Source organism: Bordetella genomosp. 9 (genome assembly GCF_002261425.1).
GTDB lineage: Bacteria > Pseudomonadota > Gammaproteobacteria > Burkholderiales > Burkholderiaceae_B > Bordetella_C.
On sequence record NZ_NEVJ01000003.1, the window covers coordinates 162796 to 180218 of the forward strand.

Annotated in this window: 18 protein-coding genes; 14 read left to right on the forward strand and 4 right to left on the reverse strand. The window is 65.7% G+C overall.

The genetic code is table 11. From position 1 onward, the window contains the following. Positions 1 to 126 precede the first annotated feature (126 nt). The 8 genes from bamA (at position 127) to CAL26_RS12000 (ending at position 8104) form a co-directional block, all read left to right on the forward strand. Complete coding sequence (bamA, locus tag CAL26_RS11965; protein ID WP_094847153.1) at positions 127 to 2460, forward strand: outer membrane protein assembly factor BamA; 2334 nt, start codon at positions 127 to 129, stop codon at positions 2458 to 2460. A gap of 101 nt (positions 2461 to 2561) precedes the next feature. Next, positions 2562 to 3119: an OmpH family outer membrane protein gene (locus CAL26_RS11970; RefSeq protein ID WP_094847154.1), complete on the forward strand. Its 558-nt coding sequence runs from the start codon at positions 2562 to 2564 to the stop codon at positions 3117 to 3119. Between the two features lie 9 nt (positions 3120 to 3128). Continuing rightward, the gene (gene lpxD / locus CAL26_RS11975; protein WP_094847155.1) at positions 3129 to 4223 is read left to right on the forward strand and encodes a UDP-3-O-(3-hydroxymyristoyl)glucosamine N-acyltransferase; all 1095 of its coding nucleotides are present in this window, start codon (positions 3129 to 3131) and stop codon (positions 4221 to 4223) included. Between the two features lie 60 nt (positions 4224 to 4283). Further along, the gene (gene fabZ / locus CAL26_RS11980) at positions 4284 to 4742 is read left to right on the forward strand and encodes a 3-hydroxyacyl-ACP dehydratase FabZ (RefSeq protein ID WP_094847156.1); all 459 of its coding nucleotides are present in this window, start codon (positions 4284 to 4286) and stop codon (positions 4740 to 4742) included. After that, entirely contained in the window at positions 4743 to 5537 is a 795-nt protein-coding gene (lpxA, locus tag CAL26_RS11985; protein WP_094847157.1) for an acyl-ACP--UDP-N-acetylglucosamine O-acyltransferase, read from the forward strand. After that, entirely contained in the window at positions 5534 to 6721 is a 1188-nt protein-coding gene (lpxB, locus tag CAL26_RS11990) for a lipid-A-disaccharide synthase (protein WP_094847158.1), read from the forward strand. The genes lpxA and lpxB overlap by 4 nt, the downstream gene beginning before the upstream one ends. After that, entirely contained in the window at positions 6708 to 7316 is a 609-nt protein-coding gene (gene rnhB / locus CAL26_RS11995) for a ribonuclease HII (protein WP_094847159.1), read from the forward strand. The genes lpxB and rnhB overlap by 14 nt, the downstream gene beginning before the upstream one ends. Then, positions 7313 to 8104, forward strand: coding sequence for a TrmH family RNA methyltransferase (locus CAL26_RS12000; RefSeq protein WP_094847160.1), 792 nt, complete (start codon positions 7313 to 7315; stop codon positions 8102 to 8104). Before rnhB ends, CAL26_RS12000 begins: the two co-directional genes overlap by 4 nt. 49 nt (positions 8105 to 8153) lie before the next feature. Here the strand turns inward: CAL26_RS12000 and ppsR are convergent, their stop codons facing one another. Continuing rightward, complete coding sequence (ppsR, locus tag CAL26_RS12005) at positions 8154 to 8984, reverse strand: posphoenolpyruvate synthetase regulatory kinase/phosphorylase PpsR (RefSeq protein WP_094847161.1); 831 nt, start codon at positions 8982 to 8984, stop codon at positions 8154 to 8156. 160 nt (positions 8985 to 9144) lie between these two features. Between ppsR and ppsA the strand changes: the two genes are divergently transcribed. Continuing rightward, positions 9145 to 11508 carry a phosphoenolpyruvate synthase gene (gene ppsA, locus CAL26_RS12010; RefSeq protein ID WP_094847162.1) on the forward strand — a complete coding sequence of 788 codons (2364 nt, stop codon included), beginning with the start codon at positions 9145 to 9147 and terminating at the stop codon, positions 11506 to 11508. A 37-nt stretch (positions 11509 to 11545) separates the two neighbouring features. Here ppsA and CAL26_RS12015 read toward each other — a convergent pair whose 3' ends face one another. Beyond that, entirely contained in the window at positions 11546 to 12403 is an 858-nt protein-coding gene (locus tag CAL26_RS12015) for a bifunctional transcriptional activator/DNA repair enzyme AdaA (RefSeq protein WP_094849827.1), read from the reverse strand. 159 nt (positions 12404 to 12562) lie between these two features. Then, positions 12563 to 13303: a glutamine amidotransferase gene (locus CAL26_RS12020; RefSeq protein WP_094847163.1), complete on the reverse strand. Its 741-nt coding sequence runs from the start codon at positions 13301 to 13303 to the stop codon at positions 12563 to 12565. Between the two features lie 188 nt (positions 13304 to 13491). Here CAL26_RS12020 and CAL26_RS12025 point away from each other — a divergent pair, with 188 nt between their 5' ends. From CAL26_RS12025 to CAL26_RS12035, 3 genes are read left to right on the forward strand one after another with little or no spacing between them, the layout of a single operon-like run. Further along, a complete protein-coding gene (locus CAL26_RS12025; protein ID WP_094847164.1) occupies positions 13492 to 13935 on the forward strand; it encodes an NfeD family protein in 444 nt (147 codons plus the stop codon). Between the two features lie 4 nt (positions 13936 to 13939). Further along, positions 13940 to 14863 carry an SPFH domain-containing protein gene (locus tag CAL26_RS12030; protein ID WP_094847165.1) on the forward strand — a complete coding sequence of 308 codons (924 nt, stop codon included), beginning with the start codon at positions 13940 to 13942 and terminating at the stop codon, positions 14861 to 14863. Between the two features lie 48 nt (positions 14864 to 14911). Beyond that, positions 14912 to 16057 (forward strand): GGDEF domain-containing protein, encoded by a 1146-nt coding sequence (locus tag CAL26_RS12035; RefSeq protein ID WP_094847166.1) that lies wholly within the window; start codon positions 14912 to 14914, stop codon positions 16055 to 16057. Between the two features lie 13 nt (positions 16058 to 16070). Here CAL26_RS12035 and smpB read toward each other — a convergent pair whose 3' ends face one another. Continuing rightward, complete coding sequence (gene smpB, locus CAL26_RS12040; RefSeq protein WP_094847167.1) at positions 16071 to 16541, reverse strand: SsrA-binding protein SmpB; 471 nt, start codon at positions 16539 to 16541, stop codon at positions 16071 to 16073. A gap of 105 nt (positions 16542 to 16646) precedes the next feature. On the opposite strand from smpB, the gene CAL26_RS12045 reads away from it, so the two are divergent. Together CAL26_RS12045 and CAL26_RS12050 are read left to right on the forward strand one after the other, a co-directional pair. After that, positions 16647 to 17081 (forward strand): type II toxin-antitoxin system RatA family toxin, encoded by a 435-nt coding sequence (locus tag CAL26_RS12045; protein WP_086064690.1) that lies wholly within the window; start codon positions 16647 to 16649, stop codon positions 17079 to 17081. Further along, positions 17071 to 17409, forward strand: a complete 339-nt coding sequence (locus CAL26_RS12050; protein WP_094847168.1) for an RnfH family protein — start codon at positions 17071 to 17073, stop codon at positions 17407 to 17409. Before CAL26_RS12045 ends, CAL26_RS12050 begins: the two co-directional genes overlap by 11 nt. Positions 17410 to 17423 lie beyond the last annotated feature (14 nt).

Genomic DNA, 17423 nt, shown 5'->3' on the forward strand with positions numbered 1-17423 from the left:
CACGTCCGGCGATCGGGGCGGCAAGGGCGGAAGGCGTGTGCCTTTCGCTCGGGCGGGTTCTGCCTTAAAATCCTCCGCCATTTGCACCTATAACTCCGCCATTTGGACCACCAAGGATCCCCCAGGATGTTTTTCCGCTGGATGTTTAAGCCCAACAAGGGTATTTGGGCGGGCCTGATCGCCGTGCTGATGCTGCTGCCGGCGCTGGCCAACGCCTTCGAACCCTTCGTCGTCAAGGACATTCGAGTGGAGGGCATCCAGCGTATCGATGCCGGCACCGTATTCGGCTATCTGCCGTTCAAGGTGGGCGATACCTTCACGGAAGACACCGCCACGGAATCGGTGCGCCGCCTCTACGGCAGCGGCTTCTTCAGCGACGTGCGCATCGACACCAACAACAACGTGGTCGTCGTCGTGGTGCAGGAGCGCGCGACCATCGCGTCCATCACGTTCAATGGCATGCGGGAGTTCGACAGCAAGGCGATCCTGGAATCGCTGCGCAACGTCGGCTTCGCGGAAGGGCGCATTTTCGACCGTTCCATGCTCGAGCGGGCCGAACTCGAACTCAAGCAGCAGTACATGTCCAAGGGCAAGTACGGCGTGGAAGTCACCTCCACCGTGACGCCGCTCCCGCGTAACCGCGTCGGCATCAGCTTCGACATCTTCGAAGGCGACGTGGCGCGCATCCGCGAAATCCACTTCGTCGGCAACAAGGCCTTCTCGGAAAGCGAGCTGCTGGACCAGATCCAGATGACCACGCCCGGCTGGCTGACCTGGTACACCGATACGGACAAGTACTCGCGCGAAAAGCTGGAAGGCGACGTCGAGCGGATCCGTTCGTTCTACCTGGATCGCGGCTATCTCGAAGTGGCGGTGGAGCCCCCGCAGGTCACGATCTCGCCCGACCGCAAGGACATCTACATCACCTACACCCTGCATGAAGGCGAGCCCTACAAGGTGCGCAGCGTCAAGCTGGCCGGCAACCTGCTGGGGCTGGACAAGCAGATCGAGGCGCTGGTGCAGGTCAAGGCCGGCGAGACCTTCTCGGCCGCCAAGACCAACGACAGCGCCAAGGCCATCACCGACTACCTGGGCGAACTGGGCTACGCCTTCGCCAACGTCAACCCGAATCCGCAGCTGGATCGCGCCAAGCATGAGGCCGACCTGACGTTCTACATCGATCCGAGCCGCCGCGTGTACGTGCGCCGCATCCAGATCGGCGGCAACACCCGTACGCGGGACGAGGTCATCCGCCGCGAAATGCGCCAGGAAGAAGCCGCCTGGTACGACGCCGGCGACATCAAGATGTCGCGCGACCGTGTCGACCGCCTGGGCTACTTCAACGACGTCAACGTCAAGACCGATCCGGTCCCGGGTTCGCCCGACCAGGTCGACGTCAACGTCGACGTCAAGGAAAAGCCGACCGGCATGGTCAACCTGGGCGTGGGCTACGGTTCCACGGACCGCGCCATCTTCAGCGCCGGTATCAGTGAAGACAACGTGTTCGGCAGCGGCACCAACCTGACGCTGCAGCTGAATACCAGCAAGACCAACCGCGCCGCGGTGCTGTCGCATACCGACCCGTACTGGACCAAGGACGGCATCAGCCGCACCACGTCGCTGTACTACCGCCAGCAGCGTCCGTTCATCGACAACGACGGCGAATACCGCGTCGATACGTTCGGCCTGGGCATGAATTTCGGCGTGCCCATTTCGGAATACGACCGGATCATCCTGGGCGCGTCCTTCGAGCGCAACCGCGTCCACCTGGACAGCAACTCGCCGCTGGCCTATCAGGAATACGTCGACCAGTACGGCGCGTCGACCAATTCGGTGCTGTTGACCACCGGCTGGAACAAGGACACCCGCGACAGCGCCCTGGCGCCGACCAAGGGCTACTTCACCAAGCTGCAGGCCAACGTGTCGACGATGGACCTGAAATACACCATGCTGACCGGTCAGCAGCAGTACTACCTGCCGCTGGGCCGCAGCTACACGCTGGCCCTGAACGGCATGATCGACTGGGGCCAGTCGTACGGCGGCAAGGATTTCCCGGTCATCAAGGACGTCTACGCGGGCGGCATCGGTTCGGTGCGCGGCTACGAAGGCGCGTCCCTGGGCCCGCGCGACTCCCTGACGGGCGATTACCTGGGCGGCGCGCGCCGCATCGTGGCCAACGCGCAGCTCTACCTGCCGTTCCCGGGGGCGACCAAGGACAAGACCCTGCGCTGGTTCGTGTTCACGGACGCGGGCCGGGTGCAACCGGGCACCGGCCTGACCTGCACGGCCGGCAAGAACAACGAAGTCGAAGATCCCTGCGGATGGCGTTATTCCGCCGGCGTGGGCCTGTCCTGGCAATCGCCGCTGGGCCCGCTGCAGCTGTCCTACGGCCGGCCGCTCAACGCGAAGTCGGGTGACGATACCCAGAGCTTCCAGTTCCAGATCGGTACTGGTTTCTAAACGCAAATCAAAGGTGGCCGGATGTTTCCGGCCGCCCAATTGGGTGCCGGTTTAGTGGCACAATAGCGGTTTGCTTGACCTTATCGGAAGGTGAAATTTTCATGATGTCTATTTTCGTACGCAAATTGTCCCGTTCATCGCGCAAGAGCTCCGTTTCGCTGACGGCTGTGCTGGCGCTGGCGGGCGCGCTGCTGCTGGGCGCGTCGTACGCGGCGCCCGCCGCTGCGCAGGGGACGAAAATCGGCTTCGTCAATACCGAGCGTATCCTGCGCGAATCCGGCCCCGCCCGCGCGGCGCAAGCCAAGATCGAGTCCGAATTCAAGGCCCGTGACGCCGACCTGCAGCGCCTGGCGACCAATCTGCGCGCCCAGGCGGAAAAGTTCGACAAGGACGCGCCCGTCCTGTCCGAGTCCGATCGCATGAAGCGCCAGCGCGACCTCAGCAATATGGACGCCGACCTGCAGCGCCGCCGCCGCGAATTCCAGGAAGACTTCAACCGCCGCCGCAATGAAGAATTCTCGGCCATCGTGCAGAAGGCCAACGCGGCCATCAAGAATATCGCCGAGAAGGAAAACTACGACCTGATCGTGCAGGACGCCGTGACTGTCAGCCCGCGCGTGGACATCACCGACAAAGTGATCCAGGCCCTCGGCAAGTAAGCGTCGCCCATGCCGGTTCTGCTAGATCCCGCTCGCGCGCCCTTACTTGACGAGTTATTGGCGGATACCGACACCCAAGGCCTGACGTGGCAGATCAGCGCTCCACCGGATGGGGCGCTACCCCGGATACAGGGGCTGGGAACGCTGGCCTCCGCCGGGCCGGCTGAAATCAGCTTCCTCTCCAATCCCCGCTATCAGAACCAGCTGCCCGCCACGCGGGCCGGCGCGGTCATCGTGACGCCGGACGTGGAACAGGCCTTGGCCGCCCAGCCGGCGCCGGCGGCCTTCACCCGCGTCGTCACCGCGAATCCCTATCTGCTCTACGCACGCATCGCGCAGTGGTTCGACCGTGCGCGGCGTCCGGCATTGCCCGGCGGCGTGCATGCCACCGCGGTGGTCGCCGACGACGCGGTGATCGAAGCCGGCGCGCGCGTCGGGCCGCATTGCGTGATCGAGTCCGGTGCGCGCATCGGCCGCGACACCGTGCTCGGGGCCGGCTGCATCGTTGGCGCCGGATCCTCGGTCGGGGCTGGCGGACTGCTACATGCTCGGGTAACGTTGTATGCGGGCGTAACCGTGGGCGCGCGCGCCGTCATCCATACGGGCGCGGTCCTGGGCGCCGACGGCTTCGGTTTCGCGCCGGATCCGACGCTGGGCAAGGGCGCCTGGGGCAAGATTCCCCAGTTCGGCGGCGTGACCGTGGGCGATGACGTGGAAATCGGCGCGAATACCACCATCGACCGGGGCGCGCTGGAAGACACGGTGATCGGCGACGGCGTCAAGCTGGACAACCAGATCATGGTCGCGCATAACGTCCGGATCGGGGCGCATACGGCAGTGGCGGCTTGCGTGGGCATCGCGGGTTCCACCACCATAGGCGCGCGCTGCACCATAGGCGGGGCATCGATGTTGTCCGGCCACCTGACGCTGGCGGACGACGTCCATATATCGGGCGGCACCGCCATCACGTCGAATATCTCCAAGCCTGGCCGCTACACCGGGGTCTATCCCTATGCGGAACATGGCGATTGGCAGCGCAATGCGGCTGTCATCCAGCAGTTGGGCCAGTTGCGCCGCCGCGTGCGGACGCTGGAACAGGAATAACATCGCGGCGCGCGGCCAGCCCGCGTGCCGTAAGAAGAATCGCAATGCAGGAACATACTCATGGAACTCGACATTAAGGGGATCCTGGATCGCTTGCCGCATCGGTATCCGATGCTGTTGATCGACCGGGTGCTCGACATCCAGCCCGGCAAATCCATCGTTGCCTTGAAGAACGTTTCGATCAACGAGCCGTTCTTCACGGGGCACTTCCCGCACCATCCGGTCATGCCGGGCGTGCTCATCCTGGAAGCCATGGCGCAAGCCGCCGCGCTGTTCTCGTTTTCGGATGAGTCCGCGCTGAAGAATGACGCCGGGGGTTCGTCCACGGTGTATTACTTCGTCGGCATCGACGGTGCGCGTTTCCGCCGTCCGGTGCTGCCGGGCGACCAGTTGCGCATCGAAGTCGACGCCGAGCGCCTGAGCCGCAGCATCTGCAAGTACGCCGGCCGCGCGCTGGTGGACGGCCAACTCGTCGCCGAAGCCAAACTCATGTGTGCCATCCGCAACCTGGACGCATAAATGACCGATCGCATCCATCCCACCGCCGTGGTCGATCCGGCTGCTGAGATCGACAGTTCCGTCGTCATCGGTCCATACAGCGTCGTCGGCGCGCGGGTGCGCATCGGCGCGGGAACGGAGATCGGATCGCATTGCGTCATCGACGGCGTGACCACCATCGGGCGCGACAACCGTTTCTACCGGTTCTGCTCGATCGGCGGCATGCCGCAGGACAAGAAGTACGCCGGCGAACCGACACGGCTGGAAATCGGCGATCGCAACACCGTGCGCGAGTTCACCACCTTCAACACCGGTACCGTGCAGGACGGTGGCGTCACCACCATCGGCAGCGACAACTGGATCATGGCGTATGTGCACATCGCCCATGATTGCCACGTGGGCAGCAACACCATCCTGGCGAATGGCGTCCAACTGGGCGGGCATGTGCGGGTGGGCGACTGGGCCATCCTCGGCGGCCTGACCGGCGTGCATCAGTTCAGCACCGTAGGCGCGCACAGCATGACGGGCGGCAACAGCTCGCTGATGCAGGATACGCCTCCCTACGTGCTGGCGGCGGGCAACCCGTGCCGGCCGGTGGGCATCAATGTGGAAGGGCTGAAGCGGCGCGGCTTCACGCCTGCCGTCGTATCGGCGCTGCGCGACGCCTACAAGGCGATCTACCGGCGCGGCCTGTCCCTGGACGAAGCACGCGCCGAACTGCGCGCCCGGCAGGACAGCGAGCCCGAGACGCGCGAAGTCCTGCAGGTCATGCTGGACTTCCTGGATCAATCGCAACGCGGCATTATCCGGCCGTGACCACGCGTATCGGCATGGTGGCCGGCGAGCCCTCCGGGGACCTGCTGGCCGGCCGCATCATCGAAGGCCTGCGCGAATACGATGCCTCGATGTCCTGCGCCGGGATAGGCGGGCCGCGCATGCAGGCGCGCGGCTTCGACAGCTGGCATCCCATGCATGCGCTGACGGTGTTCGGCTACGTGGACGCGCTCAAGCGCATTCCCAGCCTGCTGGCCATCTACGGCGACGTCAAGCGGCGCATGCTGGCCGAGCCGCCCGCCGTGTTCGTCGGTATCGACGCGCCGGATTTCAATCTGAAGCTCGAATTGCAGCTCCGGCAGGCGGGCGTTCCGACCGTGCATTTCGTCGGGCCGTCGATCTGGGCCTGGCGCTACGACCGCATCCACAAGATCCGCCAGGCGGTCTCGCACATGCTGGTGCTGTTCCCCTTCGAAGTCGATATCTATCGCAAGGAAGGCATACCGGTCACCTATGTGGGCCATCCGCTGGCCGGCACCATCCCCATGGTGCCGGATCGCGCGGCCGCCCGCGCGCGCCTGGGCGTGGACGCCGGCGCCCGCGTGCTGGCGATGCTGCCGGGCAGCCGCTCGTCGGAAATCCGCGTGCTGGCGCCGCGTTTCCTGCAGGCCCTGCAGCAATTGCAGGCGCGCGATCCGGCCCTGCAATGCCTGGTGCCCATGGTGAACGCCGCCCGTCGCGCCGAATTCGAAGGCTTCCTGCGCCAGCATCCCGTCAGGAACCTGCGCATCGTGACGGCGGATGACGTCGCACCCGCCGAAGGCCATCCCGTGGCATGGTCGGTCATGGAAGCCGCGGACGCCGTGCTGGTGGCCAGCGGCACGGCCACGCTGGAAGCCGCGCTCTACAAGCGCCCCATGGTTATTTCCTATGTGCTGTCGCCCTGGATGCGACGTATCATGGCGTGGAAATCCGGGCAGCAGCGTCCCTATCTGCCCTGGGTGGGGCTGCCCAACGTGCTGCTGCGCGACTTCGCCGTACCCGAGCTGCTACAGGACGACGCCACGCCGGACAAGCTGGCCGAAGCCACCTGGCGCGCGCTGACGGATGAAGCCGGCGCTGCCCGTATCCAGGCGCGGTTCACGGATCTGCATGGCGAGCTGCTGCGCGATACGCCGGCACTGGCGGCCCGGGTCATCAACGAGGTGGCGCATGGCGCAAAGTGACATGTTCGGCGACGAAGGCCTGCGAGATGTGATCATCTCGGGGGTGGACGAAGCTGGGCGCGGACCGCTGGCCGGCGCCGTCTATGCCGCCGCGGTGATCCTGAACCCGGTGCGTCCCATCGAAGGGCTGGCGGATTCCAAGGTGCTGAGCGCCCCGCGCCGCGAGGAACTGGCGCTCGAAATCAAGGAATATGCCGTGGCCTGGTGCGTCGCCAGCGCCAGCGTGAAGGAAATCGACTCCCTGAACATCCTGCGGGCGACCTTGCTGGCGATGCGCCGCGCGGTGCTCGGGCTGGGCATCAAGCCGGGCCTGGCGCTGGTGGACGGCAACCAGGCGCCGCGCCTGCCTTGCGGCGTCAAGACGGTGATCCAGGGCGACGCCCTGGTGCCGGCGATTTCGGCCGCCTCGATACTGGCCAAGACCGCCCGCGATGCCGACCTGGTGCGCCTGCATGGCGAATATCCCAACTATGGCTTCGACCAGCACAAGGGCTACGGCACGGCCATGCACCTGGAACGCCTGCGCGCGCATGGGCCGTGTCCCGAACACCGGCGCAGCTTTTCCCCCGTCAAGGATCTGTTGATCCTGTCATGAAGCACATTGCTTCACGCGACAACCCCCTGGTCAAGACCTTGCAGCGCCTGGCCGCATCGGCGGGGCGGCGCGAATCCCAGGTACTGCTGGACGGCATCCATCTCTGCCAGGCATGGCTGCGGCATCACGGCGCGCCGGTGCGGGCCCTGTTCGACGTCGCACGGCTGGACCATCCCGAAATCGCCGAGCTGGCGCGCGCGCTGCCGGAGGAAACCTGCGTCAGCCTGGACACGCGTCTGTTGCGGGGCCTGGCCAGCGTCGAAAGCGACCAGGGCGTGGCCTTCGTCGTGCAGCCGCCGCAGCCGGCCTTGCCCGAGCGCATCGAGGAAACCTGTGTCCTGCTGGATCGCGTGCAGGATCCCGGCAATGTGGGTACCTTGATCCGCACCTGCGCGGGCGCCGGTATACGGCGCATCCTGCTGTCGGAAGGCTGCGCCGCGGCATGGTCGCCCAAGGTACTGCGCAGCGCGCAGGGCGCGCATTTCGCGCTTGCGCTGCACGAGCGGGTCGACGTTTCGGACTTGCTGCCCCGGCTGGGCGTGCCCCTGGTGGCCACGGCCCTGCAGGAATCGATCTCGCTTTACGACGCCAACCTTCCGGCGCATTGCGCCTGGGTTTTCGGCCACGAAGGGCAGGGCGTCTCGGCGGAATTGCTGCGCGCCGCCGACCTGCGCGTGCGCATCCCGCACGACGCGCAAGCCGTGGAATCCCTGAACGTCGCGGTATCGGCGGCGATCTGCCTGTTCGAGCAGAGGCGCCGTTTCCCGTCGGCGACGGTGGGCGGCTAGGCCGCCGGCGCGGCCGCGCCCCGCCTCAACCGCCTCAACCGCAACCGTCTCAGCCGCCGCGGTCCAGGCCGACTTCCTGCAGCACCGTGGTGGAAATCTCCTCGATGGATTTGGTCGTGGTGGACAGCCACTCGATGCCTTCGCGGCGCATCAGGCGCTCCGCCTCGGCGACTTCATAGCGGCACTGCTCGATCGACGCGTACGGGCTGTTGGGCCGCCGTTCGTGCCGCACTTCGGCCAACCGGTCGGGCTGGATGGACAGGCCGAACAGCTTGCTGCGATGGGGCGCCAGCGTCGAAGGCAGCACCCCGCGCTCGAAGTCGTCGGGCGTCAGCGGGAAGTTGGCCGCCTTGACGGCGTACTGCATGGCCAGGTACAGGCTGGTCGGCGTCTTGCCGCAGCGGGACACGCCGACCAGGATGACGTCCGCCTGGCCCAGATTTGTAACGAACTGGCCGTCGTCATGGGACAGGCTGAAATTGATCGCGTCGATCCGATTGCGATATTTCTCGCTGTTGGCGGCCATGTGCGAGCGGCCGATCGAGTGGCTGGACTTCAGGCCGAGCTCGTGTTCGATGTGGCTTACAAACGTTCCAAATAGATCCAGGAAGATACCGTTGGCCTGGCGCACCCGCGCCATGATTTCGGGATGCACCAGGGTGCTGAAAACGATGGGCTGCATGCCGGTTTCGGCGGCGTTGCGGTCGATGCGCAGGGCGGCTTCTTCGGCCTTCTGCAGCGTGTCGACGAAGGGCAGGCGGATCTGCCGGAACGTCACGTTCTCGAACTGCGCCAGGACCGAATGGCTGAAGGTCTCGGCCGTGATGCCGGTGCTGTCCGAGACGATGTAGACAGTGCGTTCGAGCGGTTGGTTGGTCATATGTAAAAAATTCCGACGAGGCTGGAAGTAGGGCGGATCCTAGCGGGTACAATCAGCCCCCGATAAGTCACCCCAATGCGGTCCCAAGGCCAGTTTGGCCAGCGCGCGTTTCCGTGCCCTGACCAAACTCGCTTTCTTTCCATTGTAAAAGGTGACTTCAATGTCGTACGTCGTTTCGTTCGAGCAGCTCCGCATGGCGGATGTGGACTCGGTAGGAGGCAAGAACGCATCACTAGGTGAAATGATCAGCCAGCTGGCGGGCGCGGGTGTGCGCGTGCCGGGTGGCTTCGCAACCACGGCCGAGGCTTTCCGCGATTTCCTGAAATCGTCGGGCCTGGACAAGCGTATCGCCGATCGTCTCGCCACGCTCAATCCGGAAGACGTACGCGAACTGGCGACGGCCGGGGCGGAAATCCGCCAGTGGCTGACCGACGCCCCGTTCTCGCCGGAATTCGAACAGCAGATCCGCACCGCCTTCGCCGCCCTGGATGCGGACGGCAAGGGCTCGTTCGCCGTCCGTTCGTCCGCCACCGCGGAAGACCTGCCCGACGCGTCGTTCGCGGGCCAGCAGGAAACCTTCCTGAACGTCGTCGGCATCGACGACGTGCTGGACAAGATCCGCCACGTCTTCGCGTCGCTGTACAACGACCGCGCCATCTCCTACCGCGTGCACAAGGGCTATGCCCATGCCGAAGTCGCTCTGTCGGCCGGCGTGCAGCGCATGGTCCGCTCGGACAAGGGCAGCGCCGGCGTCATGTTCACCATCGACACCGAATCCGGCTTCAAGGACGTGGTGTTCATCACCTCGTCCTATGGCCTGGGCGAAACCGTGGTGCAGGGCGCCGTCAATCCCGACGAGTTCTACGTTTTCAAGCCCACGCTGGAAAAGGGCATGTACCCCATCGTCGGCCGCCGCATCGGCTCCAAGCTGATCAAGATGGAATTCGATCCGGAACGTCCGCAGGGCCGCGCCGTGCGCACGGTGGATGTGCCGGTGTCCGAACGCAATCGCTATTCGCTGACCGACGATGAAGTCACCGAACTGGCGCGCTATGCGGTCATCATCGAAAAGCATTACGGCCGTCCCATGGACATCGAATGGGGCCGCGACGGCGTCGACGGCAAGCTGTACATCCTGCAGGCCCGTCCGGAAACCGTGAAGTCCCAGCAGACCGGCAACGAAGTGCAGCAGCGCTACCGCCTGAAGGCCACCGGCCGGGTCGTGGTGACCGGCCGCGCGATCGGCCAGAAGATCGGCGCGGGCCGCGTGCGCATCGTTGCCGACGTCTCGGAAATGGACAAGGTGCAGCCGGGCGACGTGCTGGTCACCGACATGACCGATCCCAACTGGGAGCCGGTGATGAAGCGTGCCGCGGCCATCGTCACCAACCGTGGCGGCCGCACCTGCCATGCCGCGATCATCGCGCGTGAACTCGGTATCCCGGCGGTGGTGGGCTGCGCCACGGCGACCGACGACCTCAAGGAAGGCCAGGCGGTGACCGTGTCCTGCGCCGAAGGCGATGAGGGCCGCATCTACGACGGCCTGATCGAAACCGAGGTCGAGGAAGTGCGCCGCGGCGAAATGCCGGCCATCGACGTGAAGATCATGATGAACGTCGGCAATCCCCAGCTGGCTTTCGACTTCGCGCAGATTCCCAACGAAGGCGTGGGCCTGGCTCGCCTGGAATTCATCATCAACAACAACATCGGCATCCACCCGAAGGCGGTGCTGGATTATCCCAACGTCGATGCCGAACTGAAAAAAGCGGTGGAGTCGGCCGCGCGCGGCTACGCCAGCCCGCGTGCCTTCTTCGTCGAAAAGCTGGCCGAAGGCATCGCCACCATCGCCGCCGCGTTCTGGCCCAAGCCGGTCATCGTGCGCCTGTCCGACTTCAAGTCCAACGAATACCGCAAGCTGGTGGGCGGTTCGCGCTACGAGCCGGAAGAAGAAAACCCCATGCTGGGCTTCCGCGGCGCCTCGCGCTATATCGCGCAGGAGTTCGACGAGTGCTTCCGCATGGAATGCGAAGCGCTGAAGCGGGTGCGTGGCGAAATGGGCCTGTCCAACGTCGAGATCATGGTGCCCTTCGTGCGTACGCTGAGCCAGGCCGGCCGGGTGGTGGACCTGCTGGGCAAGAACGGCCTGAAGCGCGGCGAAAACGGCCTGAAGCTGATCATGATGTGCGAAGTCCCGTCCAACGCCATCCTGGCCGAGTCCTTCCTGGACTACTTCGACGGTTTCTCGATCGGCTCCAACGACATGACGCAGCTGACGCTGGGCCTGGATCGCGATTCGGGCATGGAGCTGCTGGCGGCCGATTTCGACGAACGCGACGAAGCGGTCAAGTTCATGCTGCGGCGCGCGATCCAGGCCTGCCTGGCCAAGGGCAAGTACGTCGGTATCTGCGGCCAGGGACCCAGCGACCATCCGGACTTCGCGCAATGGCTGAAGGACGAAGGCATCCTGTCGATGTCGCTGAATCCGGATACCGTGGTCGACACCTGGCAGCGTCTGGCGGGCTGATGCCCGACAAGCTCGCGGCCGGCCACGCCGGCCGCGTTCAACGCGGCTGGCCGCTTTCGCGCGCCAGCAGCTCCAGCTTGCGCGTCACGCCCCAGCGGTAACCGCCCGCGCCGCCGTCCGTACGCACGACGCGGTGGCACGGAATGGCCAGGGCGATGTCATTGCTCGCGCAGGCACGCGCGACGGCGCGCACGGCCGCCGGCGCCCCGATGCGGCGGGCGATTTCCGCATAGGTAGCGGTGCTGCCCAGCGGGATTTCGCGCAGGGCTTGCCAGACACGTTGCTGGAAGGCCGTGCCGCGTACGTCCAGGGGCAGGGCGAGGCCTATCTTCGGGTTTTCGACGAAGCCGACCACCTGCGCCACCCATCTTTTGAATTCGTCGTCACCGCCTTCCAGTTCAGCCTGGGCATAGCGGTCCTGCAGCGCCTGCACCAGCGCCTGAGGGTCGTCGCCCAGGGAGATCTGGCAAATCCCCTTGCCGGTCGCGGCGACCAGCAGGGCGCCCAGCGAGCACTGGGCGACGGCGAAGCGGATGCTCAGGCCGGCGCCGCCACGGCGGAACTCGGTCGGCGTCATGCCCAGGATGGCGGGCACGCTTTCGTAGAAGCGGCCGCTGGAGTTGAATCCCGCTTCGTAGATGGCGTCGGTGACCGAGCGTCCGCGCGACTGCGCGCGGTCCAGCTCCTGGCGCGCGCGCGAGGCGCGGAGGGCTTGGGCGTAGGCCTTGGGGGTAATGCCGGTGACCGCCTTGAATACCCGGTGGAAGTGGAAACGGCTCATGCCGGCCTGTTCGGCCAGCGTGGCAAGGTCCGTCGCCGTCCCGCTTTCCATGGCGCGGCAGGCCTGTTCGACCAGCGCCGCATGGGGATGCACGGGTGGGGCGGATGGATTCATGGATCGCGCCGTGGAAGAAGATGCCGCCATCGTATCGCGCATGGCTATGTCCGTTGTGACCAGCACCCAGCATGCAAGATCCCCCCCACCCCCGCACTCCGGTTTTTGCGCCGGGCGTCGCACGCTGGGCGTCACACGCCGGGCGTCAGACCCCGGCCGTCAGGCCGGTTCGGGCAGGTGCGAGGCGGTGACGTAAAGATCCAGGAAGCGGCGCAGCAGTCCGGCGGCTTCGGGCGTGGGCCGCACGTCCGCGATCAATCCGGGGACATCCAGGTTCTCCCCGCCGTACTTTTCGGCATTGCGCGCCAGATTTTCCCGCACGAACTCCGGCGGGAACTCCGGGTGGAATTGGGTGGACACGATGGCCGGTCCCAGGCGCAGGATCTGGTGCGCGTCCAGCGCCGAACTGGCCAGCACCGTCGCCCCGGGCGGCGGCTGGATGACGGACTGCATGTGCATCATCTGTGCCGGGAAGTCGCGCGGTACCCCGGCCAGCAAGGGGTCTTCGGCCAGGTGCCGGACCAGGTGCGTGCCGACTTCGCGACCCGCGGGGTTGTAGCCCACCTGGCCGCCCAGCGCGTGCGCCAGCAACTGGTGGCCGTAGCAGATGCCGAACATCGGCAGCCCCTGGGCGGCGGCGGCGCGCAGCCATTGGCCGGTCTGCTCGCTCCACGGCGCGCGGTCGGTGACCATGGCCGGGGAACCGGTGATGAAGGCGGCGCGGTAACGCTCCGGATTGGCGGGCTGCGGGCCCATGAAAACCGGCACGATGTGGACGTCGTCGGGGGCCAGGCCCGCGGCCCGGCGGACGAAGCCCGCATAGCTGTCGTGGGCGGCCTTGATGGCGTCTTCCGGGTCGCCGGTATGGATGATGAGTACGGGAAGGTCTTTGGCGGTCATGATGTGTGGCGCCACGAAATGGCATGGCGGTGCACGATCATAATGGACCGGCGGCGCCCGCCCGTTGAATCGGCGTTGAGACCCCCGCGCGATTCACAGCGGGATCCATGCCGGCCATGCTCATCCGTGCGCCTGAATTTCTGCAAAATCGTACAATCGGTCGCTAACTGCAATAAAAGGCTCATGCGATGTGGATATGGTTCGGGCTGGCCGTGCTGGCGCTCATAGGGGAAGTCGCGACCGGCACGTTTTATCTGCTGCTGGTGGCCACCGGCCTGGCGGCCGGCGGCCTTGCCGTCGTGGCGGGCCTGGCGCTGGAAGGCCAACTGCTGGTCTGCGGCGCGGTGGTGATCGCCGGCCTGCTGGTGTTGCGCGGCACGGGCGTATTGAAAAAGCGTGAAGTCGACGCCCAACGCAATGCCGACGTCAACCTGGATATCGGCCAGATCGTGAAAGTGGACGATTGGGCGGGCGGCCGCACGGCCAGGGTCTGGTATCGCGGCGCGAGCTGGGACGCGGTGCTGGCGGCCGGCTGCGACCCCATCGCGGGCGAACAGGTCATCACCGAGGTGCGCGGCAGCCAGTTGATCGTCCAGCCCAGACCCTCCGTTTCCACTCTATCCGAAGGCTGATGCCATGCTAGATCCGTCCACCATCGTACTGCTCGTCGTCGTCCTGCTGGCGATCCTCATCGTCGTGAAGTCCATCGCCATCGTCCCGCAGCAGCACGCCTGGGTCGTGGAGCGCCTGGGCAAGTTCGACCGCGTGCTGTCGCCGGGCGCCGGCTTCGTCATTCCCTTCGTCGAGCGGGTGGCCTACAAGCATTCGCTCAAGGAAATCCCGCTGGACGTCCCCAGCCAGGTCTGCATCACGCGGGACAACACGCAATTGCAGGTGGATGGCGTCCTGTACTTCCAGGTCACCGATCCCATGCGGGCATCCTACGGATCGTCCAATTACATTTCGGCGATCACGCAGCTGTCGCAGACCACGCTGCGCTCGGTGATCGGCAAGCTGGAACTGGACCGCACTTTCGAGGAACGCGAGTTCATCAACACGACCATCGTCGCGTCGCTGGACGAAGCGGCGCTGAACTGGGGCGTGAAGGTGCTGCGCTACGAAATCAAGGACCTGACGCCGCCGAACGAGATCCTGCGTGCGATGCAGGCGCAGATCACCGCCGAGCGTGAAAAGCGCGCGCTGATCGCGGCGTCCGAAGGCCGCCGGCAGGAGCAGATCAACATCGCCACGGGCGAACGCGAAGCCGCCATCGCGCGGTCCGAAGGCGAAAAGCAGGCGCAGATCAACCAGGCGCAGGGCGAGGCCGCGGCCGTGCTGGCGATCGCCGAGGCGACCGCGCGCGCGGTGAGCCAGGTGGCGGAATCCATACGGCAGCCCGGCGGCATGGAAGCCGTCAACCTGCGCGTGGCGGAACGCTACGTCGACGCCTTCGGCAACGTGGCGCAGAAGGGCAACACACTGATCCTGCCGGCCAATCTCGCCGATGTCGGCGGGCTGATCGCATCGGCGATGACCATCGTCAAATCCACTCCAAGATAAGGCTGCATCCGGCGGGAGGTCGCCGGTAGCAGGCACCGCGCGCGATCAATGTCTCCCTCCGTCGTTCTGCTCATACTCACGGCGCTGACCAATTGCCTGATGCTGGTGGTGCTGGGGTCGCTGGCTCGCAGCGGCATCAGCGGTATCCGCGAATCCATACGCGGCGCCTTCCTGGTGTTCGTCTCATTGATCGGCTTCGCCGCGCAGCCCGCGCTGCCGCCCATCCTGGGTATCGTCCTGGCGAATTTCCTGATGGCCGCGGGCGTCGCCTATTTCTATGCGGCGGTGCTGCTGTTCTTCGGCCGGCCGGTGCCGCGGCGCACGCTGGCCTGTGCGGTGCTGGCGACCACGCTGGGCATCGTGCTGTTCTGGTATGTGTCGCGCGACACCAATACCCGCATCCTGATCGTTTCCATCCTGCATTGCGTGCTGATGGCGTGCATCGCGCGCGCCATCCAGCGCAACCGGCCCCGCAACCGGCCGGGCTACCCCTACGTATTCGCCTTGTCGGTGGCGTGGTTCGAATCGGTGGGCCACGGCCTGCGCGGGCTGATCTACGGCGTGCGCTGGGAAGTGATGCCCATGCTGGCGACGGATACGCCCCTGCACCTGATATTCCTGTCGATCGGCGTGCTGGCGGTGCCCAGCCTGACGCTGGGCATGGTGCTGATGGTGCATGACCGCATGCTGGAAGAGCGCGAAAGCGAAGCCAATACCGATTCGCTGACGGGCGTGCTGTCGCGCAAGGCGTGGTGGCTGCTGGCGGAAAAGACGGTGGCGCGGGCGACGCGGGCGGACCAGCGGCTGTCGTTGCTGATGCTCGACATCGACCGCTTCAAGGACATCAACGACACGCACGGACATGCCCAGGGCGACGCCGTCCTGAAGCACTTCGGCGCGCTGGCGACCACCGCCTTGCGGCAGGAAGACCTGTTGGGACGCCTGGGCGGCGAAGAGTTCGCCGTGCTGTTCCCCGACACCCGTATCGACGCCGCCGCGTTCGCCACGAATCGCCTGCAGGAGGCCATCCGCGCCAACGGCTGCGCGCCCGGCGGGGTGACGATCCCTTATACCTTCAGCGGCGGGCTGGTGGAATGGGACGGCGAGGAAAGCATGGAAGCCCTGGTGCAGCGCGCCGACCGCGCGCTGTACGCGGCCAAGCTGGACGGGCGCGACAGGGTGGAGATCAGGTAGGTCAGGCGATGGGTCACGCGTCATCGCGCTTCGACGCGCGCGTGTCGTGCTTCATCAGGCGTTCCTTTTCGCGCGCCCAGTCCTTGTCGCGGGCGGTGTCGCGCTTGTCGTGCAGCTTCTTGCCGCGTCCCAGCGCGAAGTCGAGCTTCACGCGTCCGGCCTTGTAGTGCAGGTTCAGCGGCACCAGGGTATAGCCGCGCTGTTCCACCTTGCCGATCAGCTTGCTGATTTCCTCGCTGTGCAGCAGCAGCTTGCGCGTGCGCGCGGCGTCGGGATGGATATGGGTGGACGCGGTGGGCAGCGGGCTGACGTGCATGCCCAGGATGAACAGTTCGCCATCGCGCACGATGACGTAGCTTTCGTTCAGTTGCACGCGGCCTTCGCGTATGGCCTTCACTTCCCAACCCTGCAGGACCAAGCCGGCCTCGAAGCGGTCTTCGATGAAGTATTCGTGTGACGCTTTCCGGTTTTCTACAATGCTCATTTGGACTCACGCCTGGTTCGGACCGCCCGCTGTTCAGACCCGCCGCGCGGCGTCGTCGGCGTATAGCCGGTAAAATCTTGCCATTCTAGCGATTTGCGACCGCCGATGCACAAAGTCCAGCGTTCCGTTCTTGTCCCCTACAGCGATGCCCAGATGTTCCAGCTGGTGGCTGGCGTCGAACATTATCCCGAGTTCATGCCGTGGTGCGGCGGCGCCGAGGTGCTGTCCCGCGACGAGCACGGCATGCAGGCGTCCATCGTCATCAGTTTCGCGGGCATCAAGCAGCGTTTCACCACGCGCAATACCCATCAGTTTCCCCATCGCATCGATCTCGAGCTGGTGGATGGGCCGTTTTCCATGCTGGTGGGCCACTGGGAATTCCAGGCGCTGGCGGCCGATGCCTGCAAGGTGCTCTTCACCATGGAATACGAATTTTCCAGCCGCCCGCTAGAACTGGTCGTGGGGCCGGTGTTCAACCGTATCGCGACCAGCTTCATCGATTCCTTCACCAAGCGCGCCCAGAGCGTTTATGGGGAATGAGTCCACCCTGACGGTCTGGGTTTGCCACGCGCGGCCGCATGCGGCCTGGCAGCGCGAGCTGCGGCTGCCCGCCGGGGCCACGGCGCGCGACGCCATCGCGGCCAGCGGCTTCGCGGATGCCTTTCCCGCCATCGATCCCTGGACCGCCGGCGTCGGCGTATTCGGCCGCGCCGTCCAGCCCGCCCAGCCTTTGCGCGACGGCGATCGCGTGGAAGTCTATCGCCCCCTGGTTTTCGATCCCATGGAATCGCGTCGCCGGCGCGCGGCGCACAAGGCGCGCGCCGGCAAGGCGGCACGGCCGCCGCGCACGCCTAAAGCGCCACGCTGACCCCCGCGGGCTCT